The sequence below is a fragment of the Micromonospora sp. DT227 genome, assembly GCF_049841835.1.
GTDB lineage: Bacteria > Actinomycetota > Actinomycetes > Mycobacteriales > Micromonosporaceae > Micromonospora.
Window position 1 is genome coordinate 314,077 of the sequence record NZ_JBNCLA010000007.1, and the last position, 21,575, is coordinate 335,651.

Here is a 21,575-nt window from a genome sequence, read left to right on the forward strand (position 1 = left end):
CTGTGAGCCCCGAACTCATCGCCGTGCTGGCGGTGATCGCGGTCGCCATGGCGTTCGACTACACGAACGGCTTCCATGACGCGGCCAACGCGATCGCCACCAGCATCTCGACCCGGGCGTTGACACCCCGGATCGCCCTCGGCCTGGCCGCCGTCGGCAACTTCGTCGGCGCGCACTTCGGCGCCGGGGTCGCCAAGACGGTCGGCGACGGCCTGGTCACGCTCCCGACCGGCGTGGAGAGCCTCGGCGTGGTCTTCGCCGGCGTGCTCGGCGCGATCGCCTGGAACCTGATCACCTGGTACTTCGGCCTGCCCTCGTCCTCCTCGCACGCCCTCTTCGGCGGCCTGGTCGGCGCGACCCTGTTCGCCGCCGACGGCATCGTCCAGTGGGGCAACATCGTGGAGAAGGTCCTCATCCCGATGGTGCTGTCGCCGGTGGTCGGCCTGATCCTCGGCTTCCTGGTGATGCTGGCGATCATGTGGCTGTTCCGGAAGGGGCAGCCGGGCAAGCTCAGCCGCGGCTTCCGCTGGGCGCAGACCGTGTCCGCCGCCGCCATGTCGGTCGGCCACGGCATGCAGGACGCCGCCAAGACCATGGGCATCATCGTGCTGGCGCTCTACACCGGCGGCTTCCAGGAGAGCAAGACGCACATCCCCGGCTGGGTGTTCTGGACCTCCGCCACGATGCTGGCGCTCGGCACGTACGCGGGCGGCTGGCGGATCATCCGGACGCTGGGCCGGAAGATCATCGACCTGGGCCCGGCGGAGGGCTTCGCGGCCGAGACCGTGGCCAGCGCGGTGCTCTACTTCAACGCGCTGGTGCTCAAGGCCCCGATCTCCACCACCCACACGATCACCTCGGCGATCATGGGTGTCGGCGCGACCAAGCGGCTCTCCGCGGTCCGCTGGAACGTGGCCGGCAACATCGTGATCGCGTGGATCATCACGTTCCCGGCGGCGGCCGCCATCGCCTGCCTCGCGTACCTGCTGGTCCGCCCGCTGTTCTAAGGCGGGGCCCCTTATTAACGCATTCTGCATAGCAGGGGCCCCTTCTTAACACCGAGTGTTAAGAAGGGGCCCCTCCTTACACGTAGGAGACGCCGATCCGGGCCTTGATGTCGTCGATCAAAGCCATGATCTCCAGCGTGGTGGCGTGCGGCACCAGCGGGCTCTCGGTCAGCCCGGCGGCCAGGCAGCGCCCCACCTCGATCGCCTCGTACTGGTAGCCGCCACCGGTCAGGTCCGCCGGGATCGTCTCCGGCTCGGCGCCGAGCCGGTGCAGCACCGCCGACCCGGGCCGGAAGAACGGCTCCGGCAGATCGATCCGGCCGGTGGTGCCGGTGATCGACGCGGTGATCGCGGTGGCGCCGACCATGCCGCAGCTCAGCGTGGCCACCGCGCCGGAGTCCCAGCCCAGGACCATGCCGGTGTTCTCGTCCACCGCCTCCGGGCCCAGCCGGGCCCACGCCTGCACGTGCTGTGGCACCCCGAGCACCAGATGGGCCAGGCTCAGCGGGTAGACGCCGAGGTCCAGCAGCGCACCGCCGCCGAGCGTACGGGCCCGCATCCGGTGCTCCGGCGGGAACGGCCCGGCCACCCCGAAGTCGGCCCGGACGTGGGTGACCTCGCCGATCGCGCCGTCGGAGATCAGCTCCAGCACGCGCAGGATCAGCGGGTTCGTCCGCATCCACATGGCCTCCATGAAGAAGAGCCCGCGGGCGCGCGCCGTCTCCACCAACTCGACGGTGGTGGGCAGGTCCAGCGTGCAGGGCTTCTCCACCAGCACCGCCTTGCCGCCGGCCAGGCAGGCGAGCGCCGCCTCGTGGTGCGCGGCGTGCGGCGTGGCCACGTAGATCGCGTCCAGGTCCGGGTCCGCGGCCAGTTCGGCCCAGGAGGCGTACGCCCGGGGCACGTCGAACCGCCGCGCGAACGCCTCGGCGCTCTCCCGGGTACGCGACCCGACCGCCACCAGTTCGGCGTCCGGCACCAGGCGCAGGTCGGCGGCGAAGCAGGCGGCGATGTGCCCGGTGGCCAGGATTCCCCAACGCGTCATGCCCGAGACGCTATCCCGCCCGGCCCGTTCGCCGGCAGCATGATCCACCCGTCGGGACGTCAGGCCCGGCCGGCTACCTCCGCGACGAACACCCGCCACGACGCCGCCGGAAAGACCAGCGCCGGCCCGGTCGGGTCCTTCGAATCGCGTACGCCGACCACGCCGGCAAGATTGTCGGCGACCTCGACACAGTTGCCGCCGCTCGAACCGCTGCGCTTGGACTTGCGCCAGGTGGCGTTAGTGAGGTCCATGATCGCTGTGCACTTCCTTCATCAGTTCGATGGACGGCCGGCGCGGGAGCGCTTCGTTCCGAACGTTCTCCCACCTCGCGTGAAGAGTATCCAGCCCATCTTCGCCGTCGACCACGATCCCGCCTAGCTGGTTTTCGAGGTGTCCTACCCAATTCCCGTCGCTGACCCGTGCCATCGCGAACGGCCCCGAGAGTCCGATGTGGAGGCCCGCCGCTGCCGGGATCACATGGACGTGAACGTGGGGAAGCTCGGCGACCGCGATCAGATGGGCGACCTGTTCGGCCATGATGCCGGCGTGCTCTTCGCTCCCGCGACGAAGCGCGGTCTCGTCGAGGACGGCCACCACCTGAGGCGGCGTCTCGCCGGTCAGGATCTTGTGACGGCTCATGCGGGCGCTCACCTGTTGGTCGACCTCGGCCGTAGACATGAGGTCGTTCAGGCGCATCACCACGTGAGCGTAGTTCTCGGTTTGCAGGAGGCCCGGGATCAGAAGCGGCTCGAAGAGCCGAAGCTGCCGCGCGCTCCGCTCTGCGTCGAGCCAGGGCAGGAACCACGAAGGCGCACCGAGCTTCGCCACCAGACGCTCAAACATGCCGCCGTTGCCGAAGGCCCGATCCGCGCCGCGGATGAAGTCCATGGTGAGAGCCCGCGTGCCACTCTCCACGGCGCTCACGTGTGAGGCGCTGAAGCCCGCTTGACGGCCGAACGTCTCTTGCGTCATGCCGCCGGCTCCGCGGGCGCGGCGGATCTCGCCCACGATGAAGTCCGCGAGGGGACTCGGTACGTAGCCCACTCAGAGCCTCCCAAAGTAGAGATCGACTACTCATCGCGCCCCACGGCGGGAGCGTGTTCGGCCAGCTCAGCCCGGACACTCGATCGACCTTCCGAGCGTAACGGGATCCACAGCAGAGTGTCACCAGGCGGCGCGGCCGGCAGGGGAAGGGCCCGGCGGTCGTGCCAGTCAAGGGGACCGCCCCGTCCCGCAGGCAGTAGCGCGGGGCGGTCCCCCTCCCAGTTCCCACACGAGAGGAGCGCGCCGTGCCCGAGGAGAAGCCGATCACCGACCCGCAGCCGGCACCGCCGGCCCGACCGAACCGCGTTCCGGTGTCGCGCTGGCTGTCGTCGCCGGCCGCGACGACCGTCTTCCCACGCCGGGAGAGCGAGCGGTGAGAGCGTCGGCCCGCCGTGAGAACGTACCGCCGGGTGTGCGGGAGATTCGGGGCGGCGACGTCCTTCACCTGACCCGCGCGGCCTCACCGCAGTTCGTGACACCCATCGTGGTTCGCGTGATCCGCCTGTGCGACCTGCCCTCCCCGCCTCCGTACGGGTGGGAGTGGATCGACATCTACCAGCTCGGCCCAGACGGTAGTGCGGTCGCCCGCCGCGAGTTGTTCGTGATGCTCTCCGGGGTGCGCCTGCTGACCGAGCCGCAGGGCCCGACGCTGACCCGCCGCCGTACCCCGATCCGCCGCACGCCGGTCCGGGTGGGTGGCTGATGGTGCGTCGCCCTCGCCCAGCCGACCACGTCCCGTCGCGCCCTACTTGGCGCTGCCGGGCGTGCGGGGTGGCCTGGCCGTGCTCCACAGCGAAGCTGTGCCTCCTTGCCCGCTACCGCGAACGGAAGACCGAGCTGAGGAAGTTCCTGGTGAGACAGCGCGAGACCGCCGCCGATGACCTCGCTGAGCTGGACAGCGGTCAGCGCCCGGCGGGCCTTGACGACCGCTTCACGGCTTGGGTTGAGCCCTGCCGCTGACCGGCCCGTCCCGGCGCGCTTCGGGCTGGCTGGCCGGGAACTAGGCTCGGCGCATGACGATCGACGGCTTCGCCGCACCCCCCGCCCTGGTGGAGCACGCCCGCCGGTTCCACGCCGAGGGTGGCATGCCCGCGGTGCCCCGGGTCGCCGCGACCGTGCTGCTGCTCCGCCCGGCCGGCGACGACTTCGAGGTCTACCTGATCCGGCGGGTGGCGGCGATGACGTTCGGCGGGATGTACGCGTTCCCCGGCGGCGGGGTGGACCGCTCCGACTCGGAGGCGCACCTCGGCTGGGCCGGCCCGACGCCGGCCGCCTGGGGCGAGCGGCTCCGACTCGACCCGCCGGCCGCGCAGGCGGTGGTCTGTGCCGCCGCCCGCGAGGTCTTCGAGGAGGCGGGTGTGCTGCTGGCCGGCCCGGACGAGACAACGGTGGTCGGCGACGTGAGCGGCGACGACTGGGAGGCGGCCCGGCAGGACCTGGTGGGCCGGCGTACCGGCTTCGCCGACCTGCTGGCCCGGCGAGGGCTCACGCTCCGGTCCGACCTGCTGCTGCCGTGGACCCGGTGGATCACCCCGGAGTTCGAGCCGCGCCGCTTCGACACGTACTTCTTCGTCGCCCTGCTGCCCGAGGGGCAGCGGACCCGGGACGTCTCCGGCGAGGCCGACCACACGCTGTGGCTGCGCCCGGCGGACGCGTCGGCCCGGGCGGAGGCCGGCGAGCTGACCATGCTGCCGCCGACCATGGTCACGCTCGGCGAGATAGCCGCCGCCGGTGACCTCGGCGGCGTCGCCCGCGCCGCGGCGGAACGCGACCCGGGTACGCCGATCGTGCCGCGCATCGAGGGCCTGGACGGCGCCGAGCCGCGCTTCGTGTTGCGCTGAGCGTGGTTGTTAAGCGGGGCCCCTTCCTATGCGGAATGCGTTAACCGGGGGCCCCGCCTTACACCTCAGCCGAAGCGGCCGGTGATGTAGTCCTCGGTCTTCTTCTGGGTGGGGTTGCTGAAGATCTTCTGGGTGTTGTCGTACTCGATCAGGCGGCCCGGGTCACCGGTCTTCTCGATCGAGAAGAACGCGGTGCGGTCCGACACCCGCGCGGCCTGCTGCATGTTGTGCGTGACGATGATGATGGTGAACTTGTCCTTGAGCTGGAACATCAGGTCCTCGATGGCCAGCGTGGAGATCGGGTCCAGCGCCGAGCACGGCTCGTCCATCAGCACCACCTGCGGCTCGACCGCGATGGTCCGGGCGATGCAGAGCCGCTGCTGCTGGCCGCCGGAGAGGCCGGCGCCGGGCTTGCCCAGCCGGTCCTTCACCTCGTCCCAGAGGTTGGCCGAGCGGAGCGCCTTCTCGGCCGCCTCCTCCAGGATCGACTTGCGCCGTACGCCGTTGAGCCGCAGGCCGGCCACCACGTTGTCGAAGATGCTCATGGTGGGGAACGGGTTCGGCCGCTGGAAGACCATGCCGATCATCCGGCGGACCGCGGTGACGTCCACGTCACGGTCGTAGACGTCCTGCCCGTCGATGGTCAGGTTGCCCTCGACCCGGGCACCGGGCAGCACCTCGTGCATCCGGTTGATCGACCGCAGGAAGGTCGACTTGCCGCAGCCGGACGGGCCGATCAGGGCGGTCACGGTCTTCGGCTCGACGGTGAGGTTGATGTTCTCGATCGCCTTGAAGCTGCCGTAGTAGGCGGTGACGTTCGAGGCTTCGACGCGCTTGGCCATGGTGGCGGTACCTCCGGGGTTCATCGGCCGAGCCGGTTTCGACGGGCCAGCAGCTTCGCCGCGACGGTCAGGACGAGCACCAGCGCGACCAGGGTCAACGCCGCGGTCCACGCCCGCGCCGGCGAGTACTTCGACGCCTCGCCGGCCTGCTGGTAGACGAAGAGGGCCAGCGACGACTGGTTGTTCTCGAACGGGTTGAAGTTGATTGCCGCGCCGCCGCCGGCGACGAGCAGCACCGGCGCGGTCTCGCCGGCAGCCCGCGCGATGGCGAGCATGATGCCGGTGACGATGCCGGGCAGCGCGGTCGGCAGCACGACCCGCAGGATGGTCTTCCACTTCGGCACGCCGAGCGCGTAGGCGCCCTCGCGCAGCGGCGCCGGCACCAGCCGGAGCATCTCCTCGGTGGAGCGGACCACGGTGGGCAGCATGAGCACGCTCAACGCCAGCGCGGCGGCGAAGCCGGAGAAGCCCGGCCGGCCGTCGTTGAACCACGGCGAGACGATCAGCACCCAGAACGCCAGCACGAACAGGCCGGTGACGATCGACGGGATGCCGGTCATCACGTCCACGAAGAAGCGGATGGTGAACGCGAACCGGCCGCGGCCGTACTCGACGATGTAGATCGCGCAGAGCACGCCGAGCGGCACGGTGATCAGCGCGGCGATGCCGACCTGCTCCAGCGTGCCGATGATCGCGTGGTAGGCGCCGCCGTTGGCGTCCCGCGCCCCGATGTTGTTCATCGAGGTGCCGAAGAAGTTCGCGTCCAACCGCTCGGAGCCCTTGCTCACCAGCGTCCAGACCACCGACGCCAGCGGCAGCACGGCCAGCACGAACGCGGAGTGGATCAGCGCGCTCCAGGTCCGGTCGCGGGCCGACCGGCGGCCCTCCACCGCGTTCGCCGCGACGAAGAGACCGGCCAGGTAGAGCAGCGCGCCGACCACCACGACCAGGACCGGACCGCCGATGCCGGCGCCGTAGACGAGGCCCGCCGACAGCAGCAGCGCCGCGACGGCGATGGCGGGCGCGGCGTACGCGGGAAGCCGCCTCGCCCGCAGCGTGGCCGGCTGGGCCGGCGGGCGCGGGCGGTGGGTGGGGAGTGTGGTGGTCATCAGGCAGCCGACTCCGTGAACTCGCGGCGACGGTAGATGATCGCCCGCGCGGTGATGTTGACGATCAGCGTGATCGCGAACAGCACCAGGCCGGAGGCGATCAGCGCGCCGCGGCCGGTGTCGTTCGCCTCGCCGAAGCGGTTGGCGATGTTCGCGGCGATCGAGTTGCCGCCGGCTTCGAGGATGTTGAACGAGATGGCGTACGTCGAGCCGAGCGTCAGCGCCAGCGCGATGGTCTCGCCGAGCGCCCGGCCCAGGCCCAGCATCACCGCGGCGATGACACCCGGCCGGCCGTACGGCAGGACCGCGGTGCGGATCATCTCCCAGCGGGTGGCGCCGAGCGCGAGCGCGGCCTCCTCGTTGGCGGTCGGGGTCTGCCGGAACACCTCGCGGGAGAGCGAGGTGACGATCGGCAGCACCATGATCGCCAGCACCACGGAGCCGAGCAGGATCGAGCTGCCGTACGGGCCCTCGCCGAAGATCGGGATCCAGCCGAAGTACTTGTTCAGCCAGACGGAGAGGTCGGCGACCGGGCCGGCGAAGTAGTCCCGGCCCCAGAGGCCGAACACCACGCTCGGCACGGCGGCCAGCAGGTCGATCAGGAAGCCCAGGCTGTTGCCGAGCCGGCGCGGGGCGTAGTGCGACAGGTAGAGGGCGATGCCCAGCGCGACGGGCACGGCCACGAGCAGCGCCAGCAGCGAGCTGAGGACGGTGCCGAAGGCGAGCGCGCCGATGCCGAACTTCGGCGGGTTGTCGTTCGGGAACCAGCCCTCGAAGGTCCAGAACGACTCGGTGTTGGCCCGCAGCGCCGGTACGGCCTTGGCGATCAGGAAGATCGCGATGGCCGCGATGACGATCAGTACGGTGCTGCCGGCGGCCAGGGTCAGGCCACGGAACGCCCGTTCCGCGCCGAAGGCGCGGGCGCGGGGCAGGCCGCCGCCCCCGCCGAGGCCGCCGTCGGGGCGGCCAGGGTTGCCGGAGCGCTCGGCCACACGCGCCGAGGCACCGGCGGGCCGCTCGTGGCTCGTGGCCACGGGGGTCCCGCCGGTGCCGGCGTGCGCCGAGCGCTGAGGGGTGTCACCCATCTGCTCGCTCGTTTCGCGTTGAGGTGGTGTCGATCAGGGCGTCAGGAGAGGCTCTTGACCGCGGCCTCGACCTTGGTGCGGACCTCGTCGGGGAGCGGGGCGTAGCCCAGCTCGACCAGCTCCTGCTGGCCCTCCGCGCTGGCCGCGTGGCCGAGCAGGCCCTTGACCAGCGGGAGCTTGTCGGCGGCGAGGCCCTTGCTGCAGACGATCTCGTAGGTCGCCAGGACGATCGGGTACGCCCCGGCCTCCTTGGTGTTGTAGTCGATCGACATCTTGAGGTCGTTGCCCTGGCCCTCGAACTTGGCCCCGGCGATGGTCTTGCCGGCCGACTCGGCGGTCAGCTCGGTGAACTCACCGGCGCCGTTCTTGACCTTGGCCATCTTCAGGCCGGAGTTCTCGGCGTACGACCACTCGACGTAGCTGATGGTGCCGTCGGTGCTCTTGACCTTGCTGGCCACACCGTCGGACTTGGCCGCGCCGACGCCGCCCGGGGCCTTCCACGCCTTCGAGTTCTCGAAGGTCCAGTCGGACGCGGCGGTCTTGGCGAGGTACTTGGTGAAGTTGTCGGTGGTGCCCGACTCGTCGGAGCGGTGCACCGCCTGGATCGCGGCCGACGGCAGCTTGGCGTCCGGGTTGTCGGCCTTGATCGCCGGGTCGTCCCACTTGGTGACCTTGCCGGCGAAGATCTTGGCCAGGGTGGCCGGGCTGAACTGGAGGTTGTCCGCGCCGCTGACGTTGTAGACGACCGCGACCGGGCCGATCACCATCGGCAGGTTGAGGGCCTGGCCGCCGGCGCACTTGGCGTCGGCCTGCGGCTGCTCCTCCGGCTTGAGCGCGGAGTCGGAGCCGGCGAAGTCGGCGGTGCCGGCGATGAACGCCTGGATGCCGGCGCCGGAGCCGCTCGGCTCGTAGTTGATCGTGGTGCCCGCGCACTTCTGCTGGTACGCCTTGATCCACTCGGCCATGGCGTTCTTCTGCGCGGAGGAGCCCTGCGCGTTCAGCGTGCCCTTGCCGCAGTCCACGGCGGCGGCGGAGCCGGAGGCGGACGCGCCGGCCGGCTCGTTGTTGTCCGAGCCGCAGGCGCTGAGACCGAGAACCGCGGTAAGAGCGAGACAGGCGATGGCGCCGTGCCGCTGGAGCTTCACTTGAGGGGTTTCCCTTCACGTCTTTGGTCAGGTCGCCCGGGGTTGCCGGGGGCCGGCGCTGACCGGCTTGACGTGAAAGTTAGGAGGACCAGGTGGACGGTTCGCCGGTCGGAAGTGAACGCGGGATGAACACGTCCGGCCGGCGAGGTGGCCGTATGCTGAGGCGGGCCTGTCCATTTCGTGAACTCGCGACCCGCTATCGCTTTTAGCGTGATTTATCCGGGCGGCCGTTATCCCGCCGAGCCCCTGGCGTGATGCTCCCGTGACCGCCGCTCGGCGCCCTGTCGGTGCTCAGCCGCGCTGGTAGTTGACGTGCGCGGACCAGCGGGCGAAACCGGTCCGCTCGTAGAGCGAGACGGCGCCGGTGTTGCTCTCGTCGACGTAGAGCATCACCCGGTCCAGCCCGCGCCGCTCGCGCAGGTGGGCCAGGCCGGCGGCGGTGAGTGCCCGGCCGAGCCCGCCACGGTGCACGGACGGGTCGACGCCGAGCACGTAGACCTCGCCGATCCGGGCCGAGCCGGGCCGCTCGTGCACCTTGGTCCAGTGGAAGCCGAGCAGCCGGCCGGTGGCGGCGTCCACCGCGAGCAGGAAGCCGGCCGGGTCGAACCACGGCTCGGCGAGGCGTACGCGCAGGTCGTCGAGCGTCCACCGGCCCTGCTCGGGATGCTGGGCGAACGCCGCGTTGTTGACCGCCAGCCAGTTCTCGTCGTCCTCCCCGGGGCGGAACGCGCGCAACTCCACACCCGCCGGCAGGGCCGGCGCGGGCACCGCCTCGGTCAGCGGGCGGCGGAGCTGCCAGAGCACCCGGGCCCGGGTGAAGCCGAGGTCGACCGCGAGCGCGGCGGCGGACGGGTGGTCACCGTGCGCCCAGGCGCGCAGCGGCCCGGTGGCGGCGGTCAGCACGCCGCGGGCCAGCGCCCGGCCGGTGCCCCGCCGCCGGTGCGCCGGGTGCACCACCAGCTCCACGCCGACGCCCTCGGCCGGGGCGGTGGTGTCCAGGTGCGCGTACCCGGTCAGGGTGCCGTCGGCGGCACGGGCGGTGAGGTGCATGGCCGGCGCCGCCGGGTCGCGCAGCCGCAGCAGCACGTGCTCGTCGAGCGGATCGGCGCCGTCGGTGTCGCCGGCCGCGCCCGCCAGCGCCAGCACGTCGGCGATCTCGGCCGTGGTCAGCCGGTCGGTGGAGGCGACAGGGCCGGTCGGGGTCGCTGTCTCGGATTCGGGACCGCTTGTCGGCTCGGTGCTGCTCACCCCCGTCACGGTAGCGGCCGGCGGGCGGTCGGTCCCGGTGAGCGGCGACGGCGTGCGGTGGCGCTCGTCACGGGGCGCGGGTGGGCAGCGGTTCCAGCTCGTACCGCGCGAGCAGTTCGGGCAGGAGTTGCTGCAACGCCGCGACCGTGCCGGAGCGGTCCCCGCCCGCGTCGTGCATGAGCACGATCGCGCCGGGCGCGATCTGCGCGCGGATCCGCGCGGCCACGGTCGCCGCCCCCGGCGCCCGCCAGTCCGACGGGTCGACGCTCCAGTGCAGCGGCGTGAGGCCCAGCTCCGCGCAGGTCGACGCCACCGGGCCGGTCCAGGCGCCGCCCGGCTGGCGGTAGTACGCGATCCGGGCGCCCGGCGCGGCGGCCAGGATCGCGTCGTTGGTGCGGGTCAGGTCCGCCCGGATCGTCTCCGGGGTGCGGCGGCCCAGGTTGACGTCGTGCTTCCAGGAGTGGTTGCACAGCGTGTGCCCCTCGGCCGCGATGGAGCGGACCAGGTCGGGGTAGCTCTCCGCGTTCTCGCCGACGACGCAGAACGTGGCCTTGACGCCGTACTGGCTCAGCAGGGCGAGCACCTGTGGCGTCCACCGGGGGTCGGGGCCGTCGTCGAAGGTCAACGCGACCCGGGACGAGCCGGTGGTGACGTGTGCGCCGTACGGGCCGTCGCCGTCGCCGGTGACGGCTGGCGCGCTCGCGGCGGCGTCCGGGCTCGGTCGGGCGGTGTCCGGCGGCTGGTCGGCGTAGTGCGGGGCGTTGGCGGAGGTGGTCACGCCGGTGGCGGTCGGGTGCCGCTGCGGCACCAGGCCGCGGCCCAGCGCGTACGCCGAGGCCAGCAGCCCGATGAGCACCGCCGTCACCACCGTCACCGCTTTGAGCGTCGAGCCGGACATCAGTGGTACCGGCCGTTCGCCGCCCCCGTGGTCACCGCGCGCACCGTGGCCCCCCTCTATCCTGACAAATCAGGCAGTCAGGATATGGGGGGCTCGGTGGGCAAATAGGGCATATGGGAAAAGTGCCCCCCGGTGGGGGTCGACGCCGATCAGACCGGCAGCGGGGCGGGCTCCGACTCCGGCAGCGAGCGCGACGGCGGCACGACGAACTTGTAGCCGACCTGGCGGACCGTGCCGATCATCGACTCGTACTCCGAGCCGAGCTTCGCGCGCAGCCGCCGGACGTGCACGTCGACCGTGCGGGTGCCGCCGAAGTAGTCGTAGCCCCAGACCTCACGCAGCAACTGGTCCCGGGTGAACACCCGCCCCGGGTGCTGGGCGAGGAACTTCAACAGCTCGAACTCCTTGTACGTCAGGTCGAGCGGCCGGCCCTTCAGCTTGGCGGCGTACGTGTCCGGGTCGATGTTCAGCTCGCCGGCCCGGATCGAGCCGCCGGCGCCCGCGACGGCGTTGTTCAGCCGGCCGACCGCGAGCCGCAGCCGCGCCTCCACCTCGGCCGGGCCGGCACCGGCGAGGATCACGTCGTCCACGCCCCAGTCGGCGTTCAGCGCGATCAGGCCGGCCTCGGTGACCACCGCGACAAGCGGCACCCCGAGCCCGGTGGCGTGCAGCATCCGGCAGGTGGCCCGCGCCTCGCTCAGCTCGGAGCGGGCGTCCACCAGGACGGCGTCCGGCGTCGGGCCGGAGACCAGCGTGCGGACGTCACGGGGTGCGGTGCGCACCGAATGCGGCAGCAGGTCGAGTGCCGGCAACACCGCCGACGGCTCACCGGCCCGTGCGGTCACGAGCAGCAGGAGCTCCACGATCACCTCCGTCCCGGCGGCCCTTCGGCCGCGCGCGACCAGCGGCACGCCCGGGTGGGGGCGGCGCTGTGAACTTGCGTGGGTCCCGGCGTCGCTGACGGGCGGGGTAACGGGTTGAGCGTAACCGATGGTCCGGCCGTCACCTTCGCGCCTTTTCCCGTTTGCCCTTTCTGCCCTCGATCGCGGCCTAGGTTTTAACGTTGCCGAAACCGTGACCTCCGCCGGGCCGCCCGGGTCTGGCACGATCGGGGCGTGTTTCCCTCCACCTCGCCCGACGCCGGTCGTGAACCGTGGGCCGACGACGACCCGTCCTCCGGGCCGTCCGGCCCGGCCCGTGGCTACCCGCCCGCCCCGCGCGCCGGGACGGGTGCGGAGGAGGGGGAGCCGCAGGAGCGGAAGGGCCCCCGTCGGCTCCGCAAGGGCGGCCCGAGCCGGCGCCCCGACGACGCCCCCGACGAGGCGCCCGAGGACGAGGTGCCGCCGGTGGAGTTCCGCCGGCCGCTGGCGCTCACCGTGGCCGGTTTCGCCGCGCTGCTCGGCGTCGGCCTGGTGCTCGGCGCGCAGACCGCCGGCCCGGGGCACCGGCTGCCGTTCGCGGCAGTCATCTTCGGCGTCCAACTGCTCTACGTGCTCGCCTGGACGATGGCCATGCGACCGCCCGCGCTGCTGGTCGTCGCGCTGGTGAGCGCCGGCACCGCGGTGATCGCCGACGTCGCCGCCGTACGGGCCGACGTCGCCGGCCTGGCCCCCCTCGGGTACGCCGCGGTCGCCGGCCTCGTGCTCGGCGTGCTGGGCCAGCTCGTCCGCCGGGTGGACCGGGTCCGGGTGACCGACTCGCTGGGCGGCACCCTGCTCATCGTGGTCGGGGTGGTCGCCTTCGCCTCGCTCATCGTGCTCAGCCGGATCCCCAAGGGCACCCAGGCGATCACGGTCTGCCTCACCGCCGCCGGGGTGGCCCTGCTGGTGGCCCGGCTGACCGACGCGGTGGCCCCGTGGCCCCGGCTCGCCCCGCAGGTGCCGCGCGGCGCGACCGGCGTGGTGGCGGGCGCCATGCTCGGCACGCTGACCAGCGCCGTGCTCGGCAGCTACCTGGTCGGCTTCACCCCGACCAGCGCCGCGCTGGTCGGCGTGGTCACCGCCGCCACCGCCGTGCTGGCCGACCTCGCCGTCGGGTACGCCGAGGCGGGCCGGCTGATGGCGGGGGAGCCGCCGACCATGTGGGCGGCCCGGCACATGCAGGGGCCGCTGGGCGGCTTCGCGCTCGCCGCGCCGGCCGCGTACGCCATGTGCGTGCTCTTCCTCTGATCGCCCGGTTGCGGGAAGCTCGCCCCGGGTAAGTACGGTTGCGCCGCGAGGCGCGGTGACGGCGGCGAGGACTGGAGGCGGCGTGGCAGAGGCGTACCCGGCGGAGGGCCGGCCCCGTCGCCGGGGTCGGAAGGTGCTGATCGGTTTCCTCGTGCTGCTGCTGGTGCTCGCCGGGCTGCTGGTCGTGGCCGACCGGGTGGCCGCCGGGGTGGCCGAGCGGGCGATCGCCGACCAGGTCCGGCAGGAGGTCGCCAAGCAGGACGCCCAGTCCGCCGCGCCCAAGGTCGAGGTGGGCGGCTTCCCGTTCCTCAACCAGGTGCTCGCCGGCAAGTACGAGCGCATCTCCATCCAGTTGACCGACGTCAAGGGCAGCGTGCAGGGCGACACGGTCGACGTGCCGCGACTGGACGTGGACGCCCGCGACGTGACCGCGTCACTGGACACGATCCGCTCCGGCCGGGGCGACGTGGTGGCCGAGCGCGTCGACGGGCGGGGCACCGTCACCTACGACAGCCTGGCCAAGCTGCTGAAGCGGCCCGGCCTGACGCTCGGCGAGCGGGACGGCAAGCTGGCGGTCACCGCCCCGGTGGACATCCTCGGCGTCAAGCTGACCGTCAACGGCACCGCCGCTGTGACGGTGGCCGACGGCAAGGTGGCGCTGCGCTTCAGCGACCTCACCGCCGACGGCCTGCCGAACGTGGCGCTGGCGCGGACGCTGCTGGCCAACTACGCCCGGAGCATCTCGATCGACGTGCCGCTGCCGGAGTTGCCGTTCCAGCTCAACGTCCGCAAGGTGGAGCCGAGGCCGGAGGGCCTGGTGGTCACCGCGGACGCCGCGAACGTGCCGATCAACTCCGCCCGCTGACGTCTCGCATGCTGGTCGGCCCGGTGGCACACGCCGGGTCGGCTGGTAGTGTCCCTTCCCATGGGGACCCACCTCACCAAACGGCGCGCGGTCGACCTGTGCCGCGTGGCCACCTGCCTGTGTCGCCCCGTCATCTGACGGCGGGGCTGTCCCCGGTCGCCTGAGCGACCACCGGCACCAAAGGGTTTCTCACACCCCCCGAACGCCCGGCAGCGGCGCCGTCGCACATACCCGTGATCCGTTCCTAGCTCAGGGTCCCGCGCGTGGTGCGACTACCACCGGCTTCGATCTCCGCGCGCAGGCTCACCACCCATCGTCACCAGGGAGTGATCTGATGAGTCGCGACACCGCACTCGTCTCGGCCGAGTGGGCCGAGAAGAACCTCGACGTCCCGGGCGTCGTCTTCGTCGAGGTCGACGAGGACACCTCGGCCTACGACACCGGCCACATCGCCGGCGCCATCAAGCTCGACTGGAGGACCGACCTCCAGGACCAGGTCCGCCGTGACTTCGTCAACCAGGAGCAGTTCGCGAAGCTGCTCTCCGAGCGGGGCATCGCCAACGACGACACCGTCATCCTCTACGGCGGCAACAACAACTGGTTCGCCGCGTACGCGTACTGGTACTTCAAGCTCTACGGCCACCGCGACGTCAAGCTGCTCGACGGCGGTCGCAAGAAGTGGGAGCTGGACGCCCGCCCGCTGGTCACCGACGCGGTGACCCGCCGGGCCACGCAGTACGTCGCGCAGGCGCCGGACACCTCGATCCGCGCGTTCCGCGACGAGGTGGTCGACGCCATCGGCACCAAGAACCTGGTCGACGTGCGCAGCCCCGACGAGTACGCCGGCCGGCTGCTCGCCCCGGCCCACCTGCCGCAGGAGCAGGCGCAGCGCGCCGGCCACGTGCCGACCGCGATCAGCGTGCCGTGGTCCAAGGCGGCCAACGAGGACGGCACGTTCAAGTCCGACGACGAGCTGCGCAAGATCTACGCCGACGCCGGGCTGGACGACGGCCGGGAGACCATCGCCTACTGCCGGATCGGCGAGCGCTCCTCGCACACCTGGTTCGTGCTCCAGGAGCTGCTCGGGCACCGCAACGTGAAGAACTACGACGGATCCTGGACCGAGTACGGCTCGCTGGTCGGCGTGCCGGTGGCGCTCGGCGACGAGCCTGGGGAGGCCTGACATGACCGCTCCGACCGCTCCCACCGCCGCCGGTTGCGCCGCGCCGGACCAGGCCGCCCCGCTCCCGGCCAGCCTCGACCTGGAGAAGGAAACCGTCATCACCGGTCAGGTGCTGGCCGAGTCCGGCGAGGCGGTGCCCGGCGCGTACGTCCGGCTGCTCGACTCGACAGGCGAGTTCACCGCCGAGGTGGTGACGTCCCCGGCCGGTCAGTTCCGGTTCTTCGCCGCGCCGGGCTCGTGGACGCTGCGGGCGCTCTCCCGCCACGGCAACGGCGACACGCCCGTGACGGCGGCCCGCGGCATCAACGAGGTCACCATCACCGTGAAGGCGTAAGGAGGGGCCCCCTGTTAACGCCTCCGGTATAGGAGGGGCCCCCGCTTGACACCTCCGCACCACGCGCATCGGCTCGGGCCGGTCGCCCCGCACAGGGGTGACCGGCCCGAGCCGTGCCGGGACCGAAAGTGCCCCGGTGGGGGCCGTTTCGTTCCAAGATCCGAACGTCGGGGTGACCGGTCACGGTCGGCGGGTCGTGAGGGCGTGACACCATGGCCCGGTGAGCGGTGCTGTCCAGCCGGGGTACGCCCCGCCGTCCCGACCCGACCAGCATGCGCCCGACCGGCCGTCCGGCCGGCGACGGCAGCGCTGGCTGGTGGTCGCCACCGTGGTCTGGGCCGTGCTGCTCGCCGGGCTGACCTGGTGGTCGGTGCGCACCGATCCGCCCACCGTCAAGGAGCAGCGTTCGCTGAGTCAGGCCGGCCCGGTGGTGGACCGGGCGATCGGCGAGCTGACCGCCGCGATCGGGTCGGCCGGGGTGCCGGCGCTCCTGCCCGACCGGCTGGAGCGGGGCTGCCGGGTGACGCCGATCGACGCCGGCACGTCGCTGGAACGCGGCATCGAGGTGGCGACCGCCGATGATGACGTCCGCGAACTGCTGCGCGGGGTGGCCGACCGGCTGCCGCCGGAGTGGCGGGCGGGCGTCTCGACGTTCGACGGTGAGCCGTTGCTACGTGCCGACGCCGGTGACTTCGTGGCGGTCGAGGGCCGCTCGGGCGGGCCCGGCCGGGTGTTGCTGACCGCCGACACCGGTTGCCGTCCGGTCGGTGACGGCTACCGGGCGCCGGCCGTCGACGCCGCCGTCGAGTCGGCCGCGCTGACCCGCGCGCTGGGCCGCTGGGGCGGCCCGGTCGGGACCGTCCAGGTGCTGGCCGCGCCGTGCCCGGGTGGTGGGACTGCCCGGACCGCCCGGGGCGAGGCCGCCCTGGCGGCCGACCAGCCGCTGGCCGCCGCGTTCGGCGCCGGCGCCGCGCCGGTGGTGGACTCCGCCGACCGGTACGCCCGCCAGGGTGACCCGGCGGTGCTGGCCGAGCGGGTCGACGGGCGGGTCCGGGTGGCGGTCACCAGCCCCTGCCGAGCCTGACCCGAGTGGTCAGTGCCCACGGTTCTCGTCGTCCGGGGTGCGGCTGCGGCCCAGCGCGTCCACCAGGCCCCACCGGCCCGGGATGTCGAGCAGCTCCACCCGGCCCATCCCCGGCGGCACCGCCGGGTCGATGATCAGGTGTTCGCCCTGCGGCTCCAGCCCGAGCATGACGCGCAGCAGCAGGAGCGGCGTGCCGGCGGACCAGGCCTGCGGGCTGCATGCGGTCGGGTACTCCACCGGGTAGTCGGTGAGGCCGCGCTCGTAGCCGGCGAACACCTCGGGCAGTCGCCCGTCGAAGTACCGGGACGCGTCCAGCATCGCCTCGCAGATCCGGCCGGCCTCCTCGCGGAAGCCGTACTTCCACAGGCCCCACGCGATGATCGAGTTGTCGAACGGCCACACCGTGCCGACGTGGTAGCCGATCGGGTTGTACCGGCCCTGGTCGTCGGCGAGCGTGCGCACGCCCCAGCCGGAGAAGAGGCGCGGGCCGAGCAGGTGGGCGGCGATCGCCGGCGCCTTGGCCTCGTCGACGATGCCGCTCCACAGCAGGTGCCCGATGTTCGAGGCGAGCGCGTCCACCCGTCGTCCCTGCGGGTCCAGCGCCAGCGCGTAGTACTCCCGCTCGGGAATCCAGAAGTCGCGGTTGAACCGCTCCTTCAGCGCCGCCGCCTCGCGTTCCAGCCGGTCCGCGTACGCCGGGTCGCCCCACAACTCGCGGGCCATCCGGGCCCCGCGCAGCTTGGCGTCGTACGCGTATCCCTGTAGTTCGCAGGTGGCGAGCGGGAACTCCGGCAGCCGGCCGTCGGAGTAGGAGATGCCGTCCGGGGAGTCCTTCCAGCACTGGTTCGGCAGCCCGTGCTCCGGGTTGCGGGACATGTACCAGACGTAACCGGTGCCGAGCAGGTCTCCGTACGTGTCGAGCCAGTCCAGCGCCGCCCGCGTCTCGTACTCCAGTTGCCGCACCAGCTTCCCGTCGCCGGTCCACCGCTCGTACTCGTCGAGCAGGATCACGAAGAGCGCGGTGGTGTCGGCCGCGCCGTAGTACGGCGAGTGTGGCTGCTCCTCGAAGCCGGCGGTCTCGCCGTAGCGCAGTTCGTGCAGGATCTTGCCGGGTTCCTCGTCGCGGAAGTCGTCGATCCGGCCGCCCTGGAGCCCGGCCAGCATGAGGATCGTCGGCTGGATCACCATGGGGAGGAACGGCAGGATCTGGAGCGAGGTGAAGATGCTGTCCCGGCCGAACAGCGTCATGAACCAGGGCAGGCCGGCGGCGAGCAGCCGGACGCCGAGCGTGATCGACTCGTACCGGAGCGCGGCCAGGTCGGTGAGGCTGCGCCGGTACGCGCCGGCCAGCGGCTCGCAGTCGCAGCCCAGCGTCGGCGCGCGCTCGATCAGCTCGTGGTGCTCGGCCTCGATGGCCGCCACCGAGCGGTGGCCGCCCAGTGGCAGCGTGGCCCGGATGTCCTCGCCCCGGGCCCCGTAGATCATGGTGGCGACGTGCAGCCGGGTGGTCCACTCGCCGTGCGGCCCGACGCGGATGCGGAACGTCATCCCGCCCCGGTCCACCTCGGCCGGGGCGGTGCTGCTGATCCTCGCCTCCCGGTGGAACCCCTGCCGCCGGTAGGTGAGCCGCAGCCCGTTCTCCTCCACGGTGGGCGTGGTGCTGCCCTTCTTCTCCCGCTGGTGCTTGATCTCGAACAGGTCGGCGAAGTCGGAGGCGATGTCGAGCCGGAGGCGGAACTCCTTCTCCTGCTCGGAGTGGTTGAGCAGGGTCAGTTCCTCGTCGAAGCTGCCGCCGATCGAGCGGCTGCGGATCACCGAGACGTCGGCGTCCAGGTAGTGCGTCGGCTCGCCGGGAACCATGAAGAACCGCGTCTTGTACGACAGCGAGTCGTCGATGGAGAGCGCGTGCAGCAGTTGGCCGTCCAGGGACAGGATCCAGGTGGAGAGGAACCGGGTGTCGAAGGAGAACAACCCGGTCGGGAAGTCGTACGACGGCTCGATGTTGCCGCGTCGGTCGCTGACCAGGAACGTGTTGCCGTCGAGGATGCTGACCCGTTCCTTCACGTCGACCGCCGGACGTGCTCGCGGGCGGTCTCCCTCGGGTCCCGCACGCCGGGCGGGTCGGGCAGGAAGCGGCGGAGCGCCAGGAACAGCACGACGTGCCCGCTGAACGTGGCCTCGTTGCGCAGCACCACGGCCAGCCCGGCCTCCCGGCCGGTGATCAGCCGCTCGAAGAGTTCGGTGCGGACGGTCAGCACGGCGTCGGGTGGACGGTCCTCCTGCCGGCGTACCCGGGCCGACCCGGGCGCCAGCGTCACGTACCAGTGCTCGGTGCGGTTGCCGTCGGCCAGATCGATCCGGAGCGTGCCGCCGATCGGGCTGCGCAGCACGGCGGGGGCGCGCGCCGGCAACGACGCGAAGAACCGTTCGATCGCCTCACTCACATCCGAATGGTAGGCGGGGTCCCGGCATATCGGGTCAGGATCGGCGCACCGGTCAGAATGGACAACCCGGCGCGTGGGTCAGTAGACCAGGGCCTGCGCGCCGTCGGCCATGGCCTCCTCGACGAAGACCGCCGCTCCCGCGATGCGTACGCCCGGGATCACGTCGTCCGGGCCGATGTCCCGCCGGGCCGCGCACTGGGTGCAGGCGGTCACCCGGCCGGTGGCCAGCACCACGTGCAGCAGCTCGCCCAGTGGCGCCGAGTGCGGCAGCTCGAACGACTCCGCCCGCCCGGGCAGCGCGAACCAGGTCGACTCGCCGGTCAGCCAGAGCGACACGTCGACCCCGGTCGCGGCCGCGGTGGCGGCGACGGTGAACGCCTGGGCGCACCGCTCCGGGGCGTCCGCGCCGGCGGTGGCCTTGACGACGAGAGTGCGCGTCATACCGCCCAGCATAGGATGGCCCGGATGGTTACCGAGATCGGGTTCGTCAGCCTGCTGGTCGCCGGTCTGGGCGCGCTCGCCGGCGGTCTGGTCTACGTCGCAGTCCGGATAGCAAGAGGTAAGTGGTGAAGCCGTGAGTGAGAATCCGCTCCAGCCGCCGTGGCTGAACGCGCCGCCGGTCGAGGAGTACCCGTACGAGGAGAGCCACGACCTGCGCGTCGGTCCCAAGCTGCACCCGAGCCTGGACGGGCTGCTGCCGTACATCGGGGTGTGGCGCGGCCGGGGCCGGGGCGGGTTCCCGACGATCGAGGACTTCGACTACGCGCAGGAGATCCGGATCAGCCACGACGGCCGGCCGTTCCTGTTCTACGAGTCCCGGGCGTGGATCCTGGACGAGCAGAGCCGCCCGGTCCGCCCGGCCGGTCGCGAGGTGGGCTGGTGGCGTCCGGTGCTGGACGGCGAGCGGGTCACCGACGAGATCGAGGCGCTGATGAGCGTGCCGACCGGCGTGATGGAGCTGCACATCGGCAAGCGCAAGGGCACCCAGATCGAGTTCGCCACTGACGCGGTGGTCCGCACGGCCACCGCGAAGGAGGTCACCGCCGGTGCCCGCCTGTTCGGCATCGTGGAGGGCGCCCTGCTCTACGCGCAGGAGATGGCCGCCGTGGGCCACCCCCTGACCCCCCACCTCTCCGCCCGCCTAACCCGAGTAGCCGGCTGACCCCCACCCACCCCACCCCACCCCACCCCACCCCCACCCCGCCTCGTCGATCATGAAGTTGACGGTGACGAATCGGACAGCCGAGACCGCCAACTTCATGATCGACGCTCGGGGTGGGAGAGGGGGCCCGGGGCGGGGAAGCCCAGGAGGGATTGCAGGCGGGGGGTCAGGGGGGAGCGGGGGCGGGGGGTTCCGTTCAGGGATGTGACCTCGGTGGGGCCGCGTAGGGAGCTGGTCAGCCAGATCGCCTCGGCGTCGTGCAGGTCGGCGACGGTGGGCAGGTGCTCGGCCGCGGTCAGGCCCAGCTCGGTGGCCCTTGCCAGCAGGTGGTCGGCGGTCACGCCGGGCAGCACGCCGGTCGCCGCCGCCGGCACGGTCAGCAGCGTGCCCGCGGTCAGCCACACCACGTTCGCGGTGGGCGCCTCCAGCACGTAGCCGTCCGTCGAGACCCAGAGCACGTCGTCCACGCCGACGCGCCGCGCCCACCGCCGGGCCGCAGTGCTCGTCGCGTACGAGATGGACTTCACACCGGCCGGCAGCCAGCCCAGCTCGGGGCGGGACCGGGCGGTCACGCCGAGCGGCAGGGTGGCCACCGTCACCCCGTCCCGCCGGGCCCGCCGAACCGCCGCCGGCACCTCGCCGAGCGTGGCGTACGCCGTGGGCGGGCCGTCGTCCTCCGGCCCGCGCGTGCAGACCAGCCGCAACGCGCCCTCGGTCTCCGCCGGCCAGCCGACCCGCACCGCGTCCAGCAGCTCCAACAGCGCCTCGACCGGCGGCAGCGGCAGGTCGATCGCCGCCGCGCCGGCCCGCAGCCGGGCCAGGTGGGCGTCGCGCAGCCAGGGCCGGCCGTCGCGCAGGTGCAGCGTCTCGAACAGGCCGTCGCCGTGCAGGACGCCCCGGTCGTCGCCGCGCAGCACCGGCTCGCCGGCCGGGACCAGCCCTCGGCCGGGCACCGCCACCCGGGTCGCGCCTCGCTCAGCACCCGGGCGGCGATCAGGCCGGCCATGCTGCCGCCGAGCACCCTCCACCGGCGCAGCGTAGCGGCGTACCCCGGCGGCGACCGGGACCGGC

General features: G+C 72.4%; 26 protein-coding genes. 12 read left to right on the forward strand and 14 right to left on the reverse strand.

All coding sequences use genetic code 11. The features are described 5' to 3' along the window. The first annotated feature begins 2 nt into the window (after positions 1–2). Positions 3–1,007 (forward strand): inorganic phosphate transporter, encoded by a 1,005-nt coding sequence (locus ACLQ2W_RS24410; protein WP_343444820.1) that lies wholly within the window; start codon positions 3–5, stop codon positions 1,005–1,007. A gap of 76 nt (positions 1,008–1,083) precedes the next feature. On the opposite strand, the gene ACLQ2W_RS24415 is transcribed toward ACLQ2W_RS24410, so the two are convergent. From ACLQ2W_RS24415 to ACLQ2W_RS24425, 3 genes are read right to left on the reverse strand one after another with little or no spacing between them, the layout of a single operon-like run. Next, positions 1,084–2,052: a Gfo/Idh/MocA family protein gene (locus tag ACLQ2W_RS24415; RefSeq protein WP_425788920.1), complete on the reverse strand. Its 969-nt coding sequence runs from the start codon at positions 2,050–2,052 to the stop codon at positions 1,084–1,086. Positions 2,053–2,111: 59 nt separating this feature from the next. Continuing rightward, a complete protein-coding gene (locus tag ACLQ2W_RS24420) occupies positions 2,112–2,303 on the reverse strand; it encodes a DUF397 domain-containing protein (protein ID WP_425788922.1) in 192 nt (63 codons plus the stop codon). Further along, positions 2,290–3,096, reverse strand: coding sequence for a helix-turn-helix domain-containing protein (locus tag ACLQ2W_RS24425; protein ID WP_405091404.1), 807 nt, complete (start codon positions 3,094–3,096; stop codon positions 2,290–2,292). Before ACLQ2W_RS24425 ends, ACLQ2W_RS24420 begins: the two co-directional genes overlap by 14 nt. A gap of 245 nt (positions 3,097–3,341) precedes the next feature. On the opposite strand from ACLQ2W_RS24425, the gene ACLQ2W_RS24430 reads away from it, so the two are divergent. The 3 genes from ACLQ2W_RS24430 (at position 3,342) to ACLQ2W_RS24440 (ending at position 4,937) form a co-directional block, all read left to right on the forward strand. Continuing rightward, positions 3,342–3,473 (forward strand): hypothetical protein, encoded by a 132-nt coding sequence (locus ACLQ2W_RS24430; protein WP_425788924.1) that lies wholly within the window; start codon positions 3,342–3,344, stop codon positions 3,471–3,473. Between the two features lie 116 nt (positions 3,474–3,589). Continuing rightward, on the forward strand, positions 3,590–3,799 hold the full coding sequence (locus ACLQ2W_RS24435) for a hypothetical protein (protein WP_425788926.1): 210 nt from the start codon (positions 3,590–3,592) through the stop codon (positions 3,797–3,799). A gap of 310 nt (positions 3,800–4,109) precedes the next feature. Next, complete coding sequence (locus tag ACLQ2W_RS24440; RefSeq protein WP_425788927.1) at positions 4,110–4,937, forward strand: NUDIX hydrolase; 828 nt, start codon at positions 4,110–4,112, stop codon at positions 4,935–4,937. A 65-nt stretch (positions 4,938–5,002) separates the two neighbouring features. On the opposite strand, the gene pstB is transcribed toward ACLQ2W_RS24440, so the two are convergent. The 7 genes from pstB to ACLQ2W_RS24475 all read right to left on the reverse strand — a co-directional run bounded on the left by pstB (position 5,003) and on the right by ACLQ2W_RS24475 (position 12,133). Further along, positions 5,003–5,779, reverse strand: a complete 777-nt coding sequence (gene pstB / locus ACLQ2W_RS24445; RefSeq protein ID WP_425789039.1) for a phosphate ABC transporter ATP-binding protein PstB — start codon at positions 5,777–5,779, stop codon at positions 5,003–5,005. 20 nt (positions 5,780–5,799) lie between these two features. Then, positions 5,800–6,888, reverse strand: coding sequence for a phosphate ABC transporter permease PstA (gene pstA / locus ACLQ2W_RS24450; RefSeq protein ID WP_281938410.1), 1,089 nt, complete (start codon positions 6,886–6,888; stop codon positions 5,800–5,802). Continuing rightward, positions 6,888–7,973: a phosphate ABC transporter permease subunit PstC gene (gene pstC, locus ACLQ2W_RS24455; RefSeq protein ID WP_281938409.1), complete on the reverse strand. Its 1,086-nt coding sequence runs from the start codon at positions 7,971–7,973 to the stop codon at positions 6,888–6,890. The genes pstA and pstC overlap by 1 nt, the downstream gene beginning before the upstream one ends. 41 nt (positions 7,974–8,014) lie before the next feature. After that, positions 8,015–9,118, reverse strand: a complete 1,104-nt coding sequence (gene pstS, locus ACLQ2W_RS24460; protein WP_281938408.1) for a phosphate ABC transporter substrate-binding protein PstS — start codon at positions 9,116–9,118, stop codon at positions 8,015–8,017. 291 nt (positions 9,119–9,409) lie between these two features. Further along, positions 9,410–10,366, reverse strand: coding sequence for a mycothiol synthase (mshD, locus tag ACLQ2W_RS24465; protein WP_425788930.1), 957 nt, complete (start codon positions 10,364–10,366; stop codon positions 9,410–9,412). Positions 10,367–10,433: 67 nt separating this feature from the next. After that, a complete protein-coding gene (locus ACLQ2W_RS24470; protein WP_425788932.1) occupies positions 10,434–11,264 on the reverse strand; it encodes a polysaccharide deacetylase family protein in 831 nt (276 codons plus the stop codon). Positions 11,265–11,413: 149 nt separating this feature from the next. Beyond that, positions 11,414–12,133 (reverse strand): winged helix-turn-helix transcriptional regulator, encoded by a 720-nt coding sequence (locus tag ACLQ2W_RS24475; RefSeq protein WP_199199901.1) that lies wholly within the window; start codon positions 12,131–12,133, stop codon positions 11,414–11,416. A gap of 246 nt (positions 12,134–12,379) precedes the next feature. Between ACLQ2W_RS24475 and ACLQ2W_RS24480 the strand changes: the two genes are divergently transcribed. The 6 genes from ACLQ2W_RS24480 to ACLQ2W_RS24505 all read left to right on the forward strand — a co-directional run bounded on the left by ACLQ2W_RS24480 (position 12,380) and on the right by ACLQ2W_RS24505 (position 16,898). Next, complete coding sequence (locus ACLQ2W_RS24480) at positions 12,380–13,432, forward strand: hypothetical protein (protein WP_425788935.1); 1,053 nt, start codon at positions 12,380–12,382, stop codon at positions 13,430–13,432. An 82-nt stretch (positions 13,433–13,514) separates the two neighbouring features. Next, positions 13,515–14,297, forward strand: coding sequence for an LmeA family phospholipid-binding protein (locus ACLQ2W_RS24485; protein ID WP_357300087.1), 783 nt, complete (start codon positions 13,515–13,517; stop codon positions 14,295–14,297). A gap of 60 nt (positions 14,298–14,357) precedes the next feature. Further along, positions 14,358–14,435 (forward strand): Ms5788A family Cys-rich leader peptide, encoded by a 78-nt coding sequence (locus ACLQ2W_RS24490; protein ID WP_310503780.1) that lies wholly within the window; start codon positions 14,358–14,360, stop codon positions 14,433–14,435. A gap of 196 nt (positions 14,436–14,631) precedes the next feature. Then, positions 14,632–15,480 carry a sulfurtransferase gene (locus ACLQ2W_RS24495; protein ID WP_405091392.1) on the forward strand — a complete coding sequence of 283 codons (849 nt, stop codon included), beginning with the start codon at positions 14,632–14,634 and terminating at the stop codon, positions 15,478–15,480. A 1-nt stretch (position 15,481) separates the two neighbouring features. Next, positions 15,482–15,814: a DUF1416 domain-containing protein gene (locus ACLQ2W_RS24500; protein ID WP_405091391.1), complete on the forward strand. Its 333-nt coding sequence runs from the start codon at positions 15,482–15,484 to the stop codon at positions 15,812–15,814. A 220-nt stretch (positions 15,815–16,034) separates the two neighbouring features. Beyond that, on the forward strand, positions 16,035–16,898 hold the full coding sequence (locus tag ACLQ2W_RS24505) for a hypothetical protein (RefSeq protein ID WP_425788938.1): 864 nt from the start codon (positions 16,035–16,037) through the stop codon (positions 16,896–16,898). A 9-nt stretch (positions 16,899–16,907) separates the two neighbouring features. Here the strand turns inward: ACLQ2W_RS24505 and ACLQ2W_RS24510 are convergent, their stop codons facing one another. The 3 genes from ACLQ2W_RS24510 to ACLQ2W_RS24520 all read right to left on the reverse strand — a co-directional run bounded on the left by ACLQ2W_RS24510 (position 16,908) and on the right by ACLQ2W_RS24520 (position 19,795). Next, complete coding sequence (locus ACLQ2W_RS24510; protein WP_425788940.1) at positions 16,908–18,962, reverse strand: glycogen debranching N-terminal domain-containing protein; 2,055 nt, start codon at positions 18,960–18,962, stop codon at positions 16,908–16,910. Next, the gene (locus ACLQ2W_RS24515) at positions 18,959–19,342 is read right to left on the reverse strand and encodes an SCP2 sterol-binding domain-containing protein (protein WP_425788942.1); all 384 of its coding nucleotides are present in this window, start codon (positions 19,340–19,342) and stop codon (positions 18,959–18,961) included. Before ACLQ2W_RS24515 ends, ACLQ2W_RS24510 begins: the two co-directional genes overlap by 4 nt. A gap of 78 nt (positions 19,343–19,420) precedes the next feature. After that, a complete protein-coding gene (locus tag ACLQ2W_RS24520) occupies positions 19,421–19,795 on the reverse strand; it encodes a DsrE family protein (protein WP_425788944.1) in 375 nt (124 codons plus the stop codon). Between the two features lie 12 nt (positions 19,796–19,807). Between ACLQ2W_RS24520 and mtfM the strand changes: the two genes are divergently transcribed. Together mtfM and ACLQ2W_RS24530 are read left to right on the forward strand one after the other, a co-directional pair. Next, a complete protein-coding gene (gene mtfM, locus ACLQ2W_RS24525) occupies positions 19,808–19,912 on the forward strand; it encodes a small membrane protein MtfM (protein ID WP_013288813.1) in 105 nt (34 codons plus the stop codon). A gap of 4 nt (positions 19,913–19,916) precedes the next feature. Further along, positions 19,917–20,504: an FABP family protein gene (locus ACLQ2W_RS24530; RefSeq protein ID WP_405091386.1), complete on the forward strand. Its 588-nt coding sequence runs from the start codon at positions 19,917–19,919 to the stop codon at positions 20,502–20,504. Positions 20,505–20,599: 95 nt separating this feature from the next. Here ACLQ2W_RS24530 and ACLQ2W_RS24535 read toward each other — a convergent pair whose 3' ends face one another. Beyond that, positions 20,600–21,463: an aminotransferase class IV gene (locus ACLQ2W_RS24535; RefSeq protein ID WP_425788947.1), complete on the reverse strand. Its 864-nt coding sequence runs from the start codon at positions 21,461–21,463 to the stop codon at positions 20,600–20,602. Positions 21,464–21,575 lie beyond the last annotated feature (112 nt).

Coding starts and splice junctions, on each gene's coding strand:
- ACLQ2W_RS24415 (WP_425788920.1), bottom strand. CDS start 2,052: ATGACGCGTTGGGGAATCCTGGCCACCGGGCACATCGCCGCCTGCTTC.
- ACLQ2W_RS24420 (WP_425788922.1), bottom strand. CDS start 2,303: ATGGACCTCACTAACGCCACCTGGCGCAAGTCCAAGCGCAGCGGTTCG.
- ACLQ2W_RS24440 (WP_425788927.1), top strand. CDS start 4,110: ATGACGATCGACGGCTTCGCCGCACCCCCCGCCCTGGTGGAGCACGCC.
- pstB (WP_425789039.1), bottom strand. CDS start 5,779: ATGGCCAAGCGCGTCGAAGCCTCGAACGTCACCGCCTACTACGGCAGC.
- pstA (WP_281938410.1), bottom strand. CDS start 6,888: ATGACCACCACACTCCCCACCCACCGCCCGCGCCCGCCGGCCCAGCCG.
- pstC (WP_281938409.1), bottom strand. CDS start 7,973: ATGGGTGACACCCCTCAGCGCTCGGCGCACGCCGGCACCGGCGGGACC.
- ACLQ2W_RS24470 (WP_425788932.1), bottom strand. CDS start 11,264: ATGTCCGGCTCGACGCTCAAAGCGGTGACGGTGGTGACGGCGGTGCTC.
- ACLQ2W_RS24490 (WP_310503780.1), top strand. CDS start 14,358: ATGGGGACCCACCTCACCAAACGGCGCGCGGTCGACCTGTGCCGCGTG.
- ACLQ2W_RS24495 (WP_405091392.1), top strand. CDS start 14,632: ATGAGTCGCGACACCGCACTCGTCTCGGCCGAGTGGGCCGAGAAGAAC.
- ACLQ2W_RS24500 (WP_405091391.1), top strand. CDS start 15,482: ATGACCGCTCCGACCGCTCCCACCGCCGCCGGTTGCGCCGCGCCGGAC.
- ACLQ2W_RS24520 (WP_425788944.1), bottom strand. CDS start 19,795: ATGCTGGGCGGTATGACGCGCACTCTCGTCGTCAAGGCCACCGCCGGC.
- mtfM (WP_013288813.1), top strand. CDS start 19,808: ATGGTTACCGAGATCGGGTTCGTCAGCCTGCTGGTCGCCGGTCTGGGC.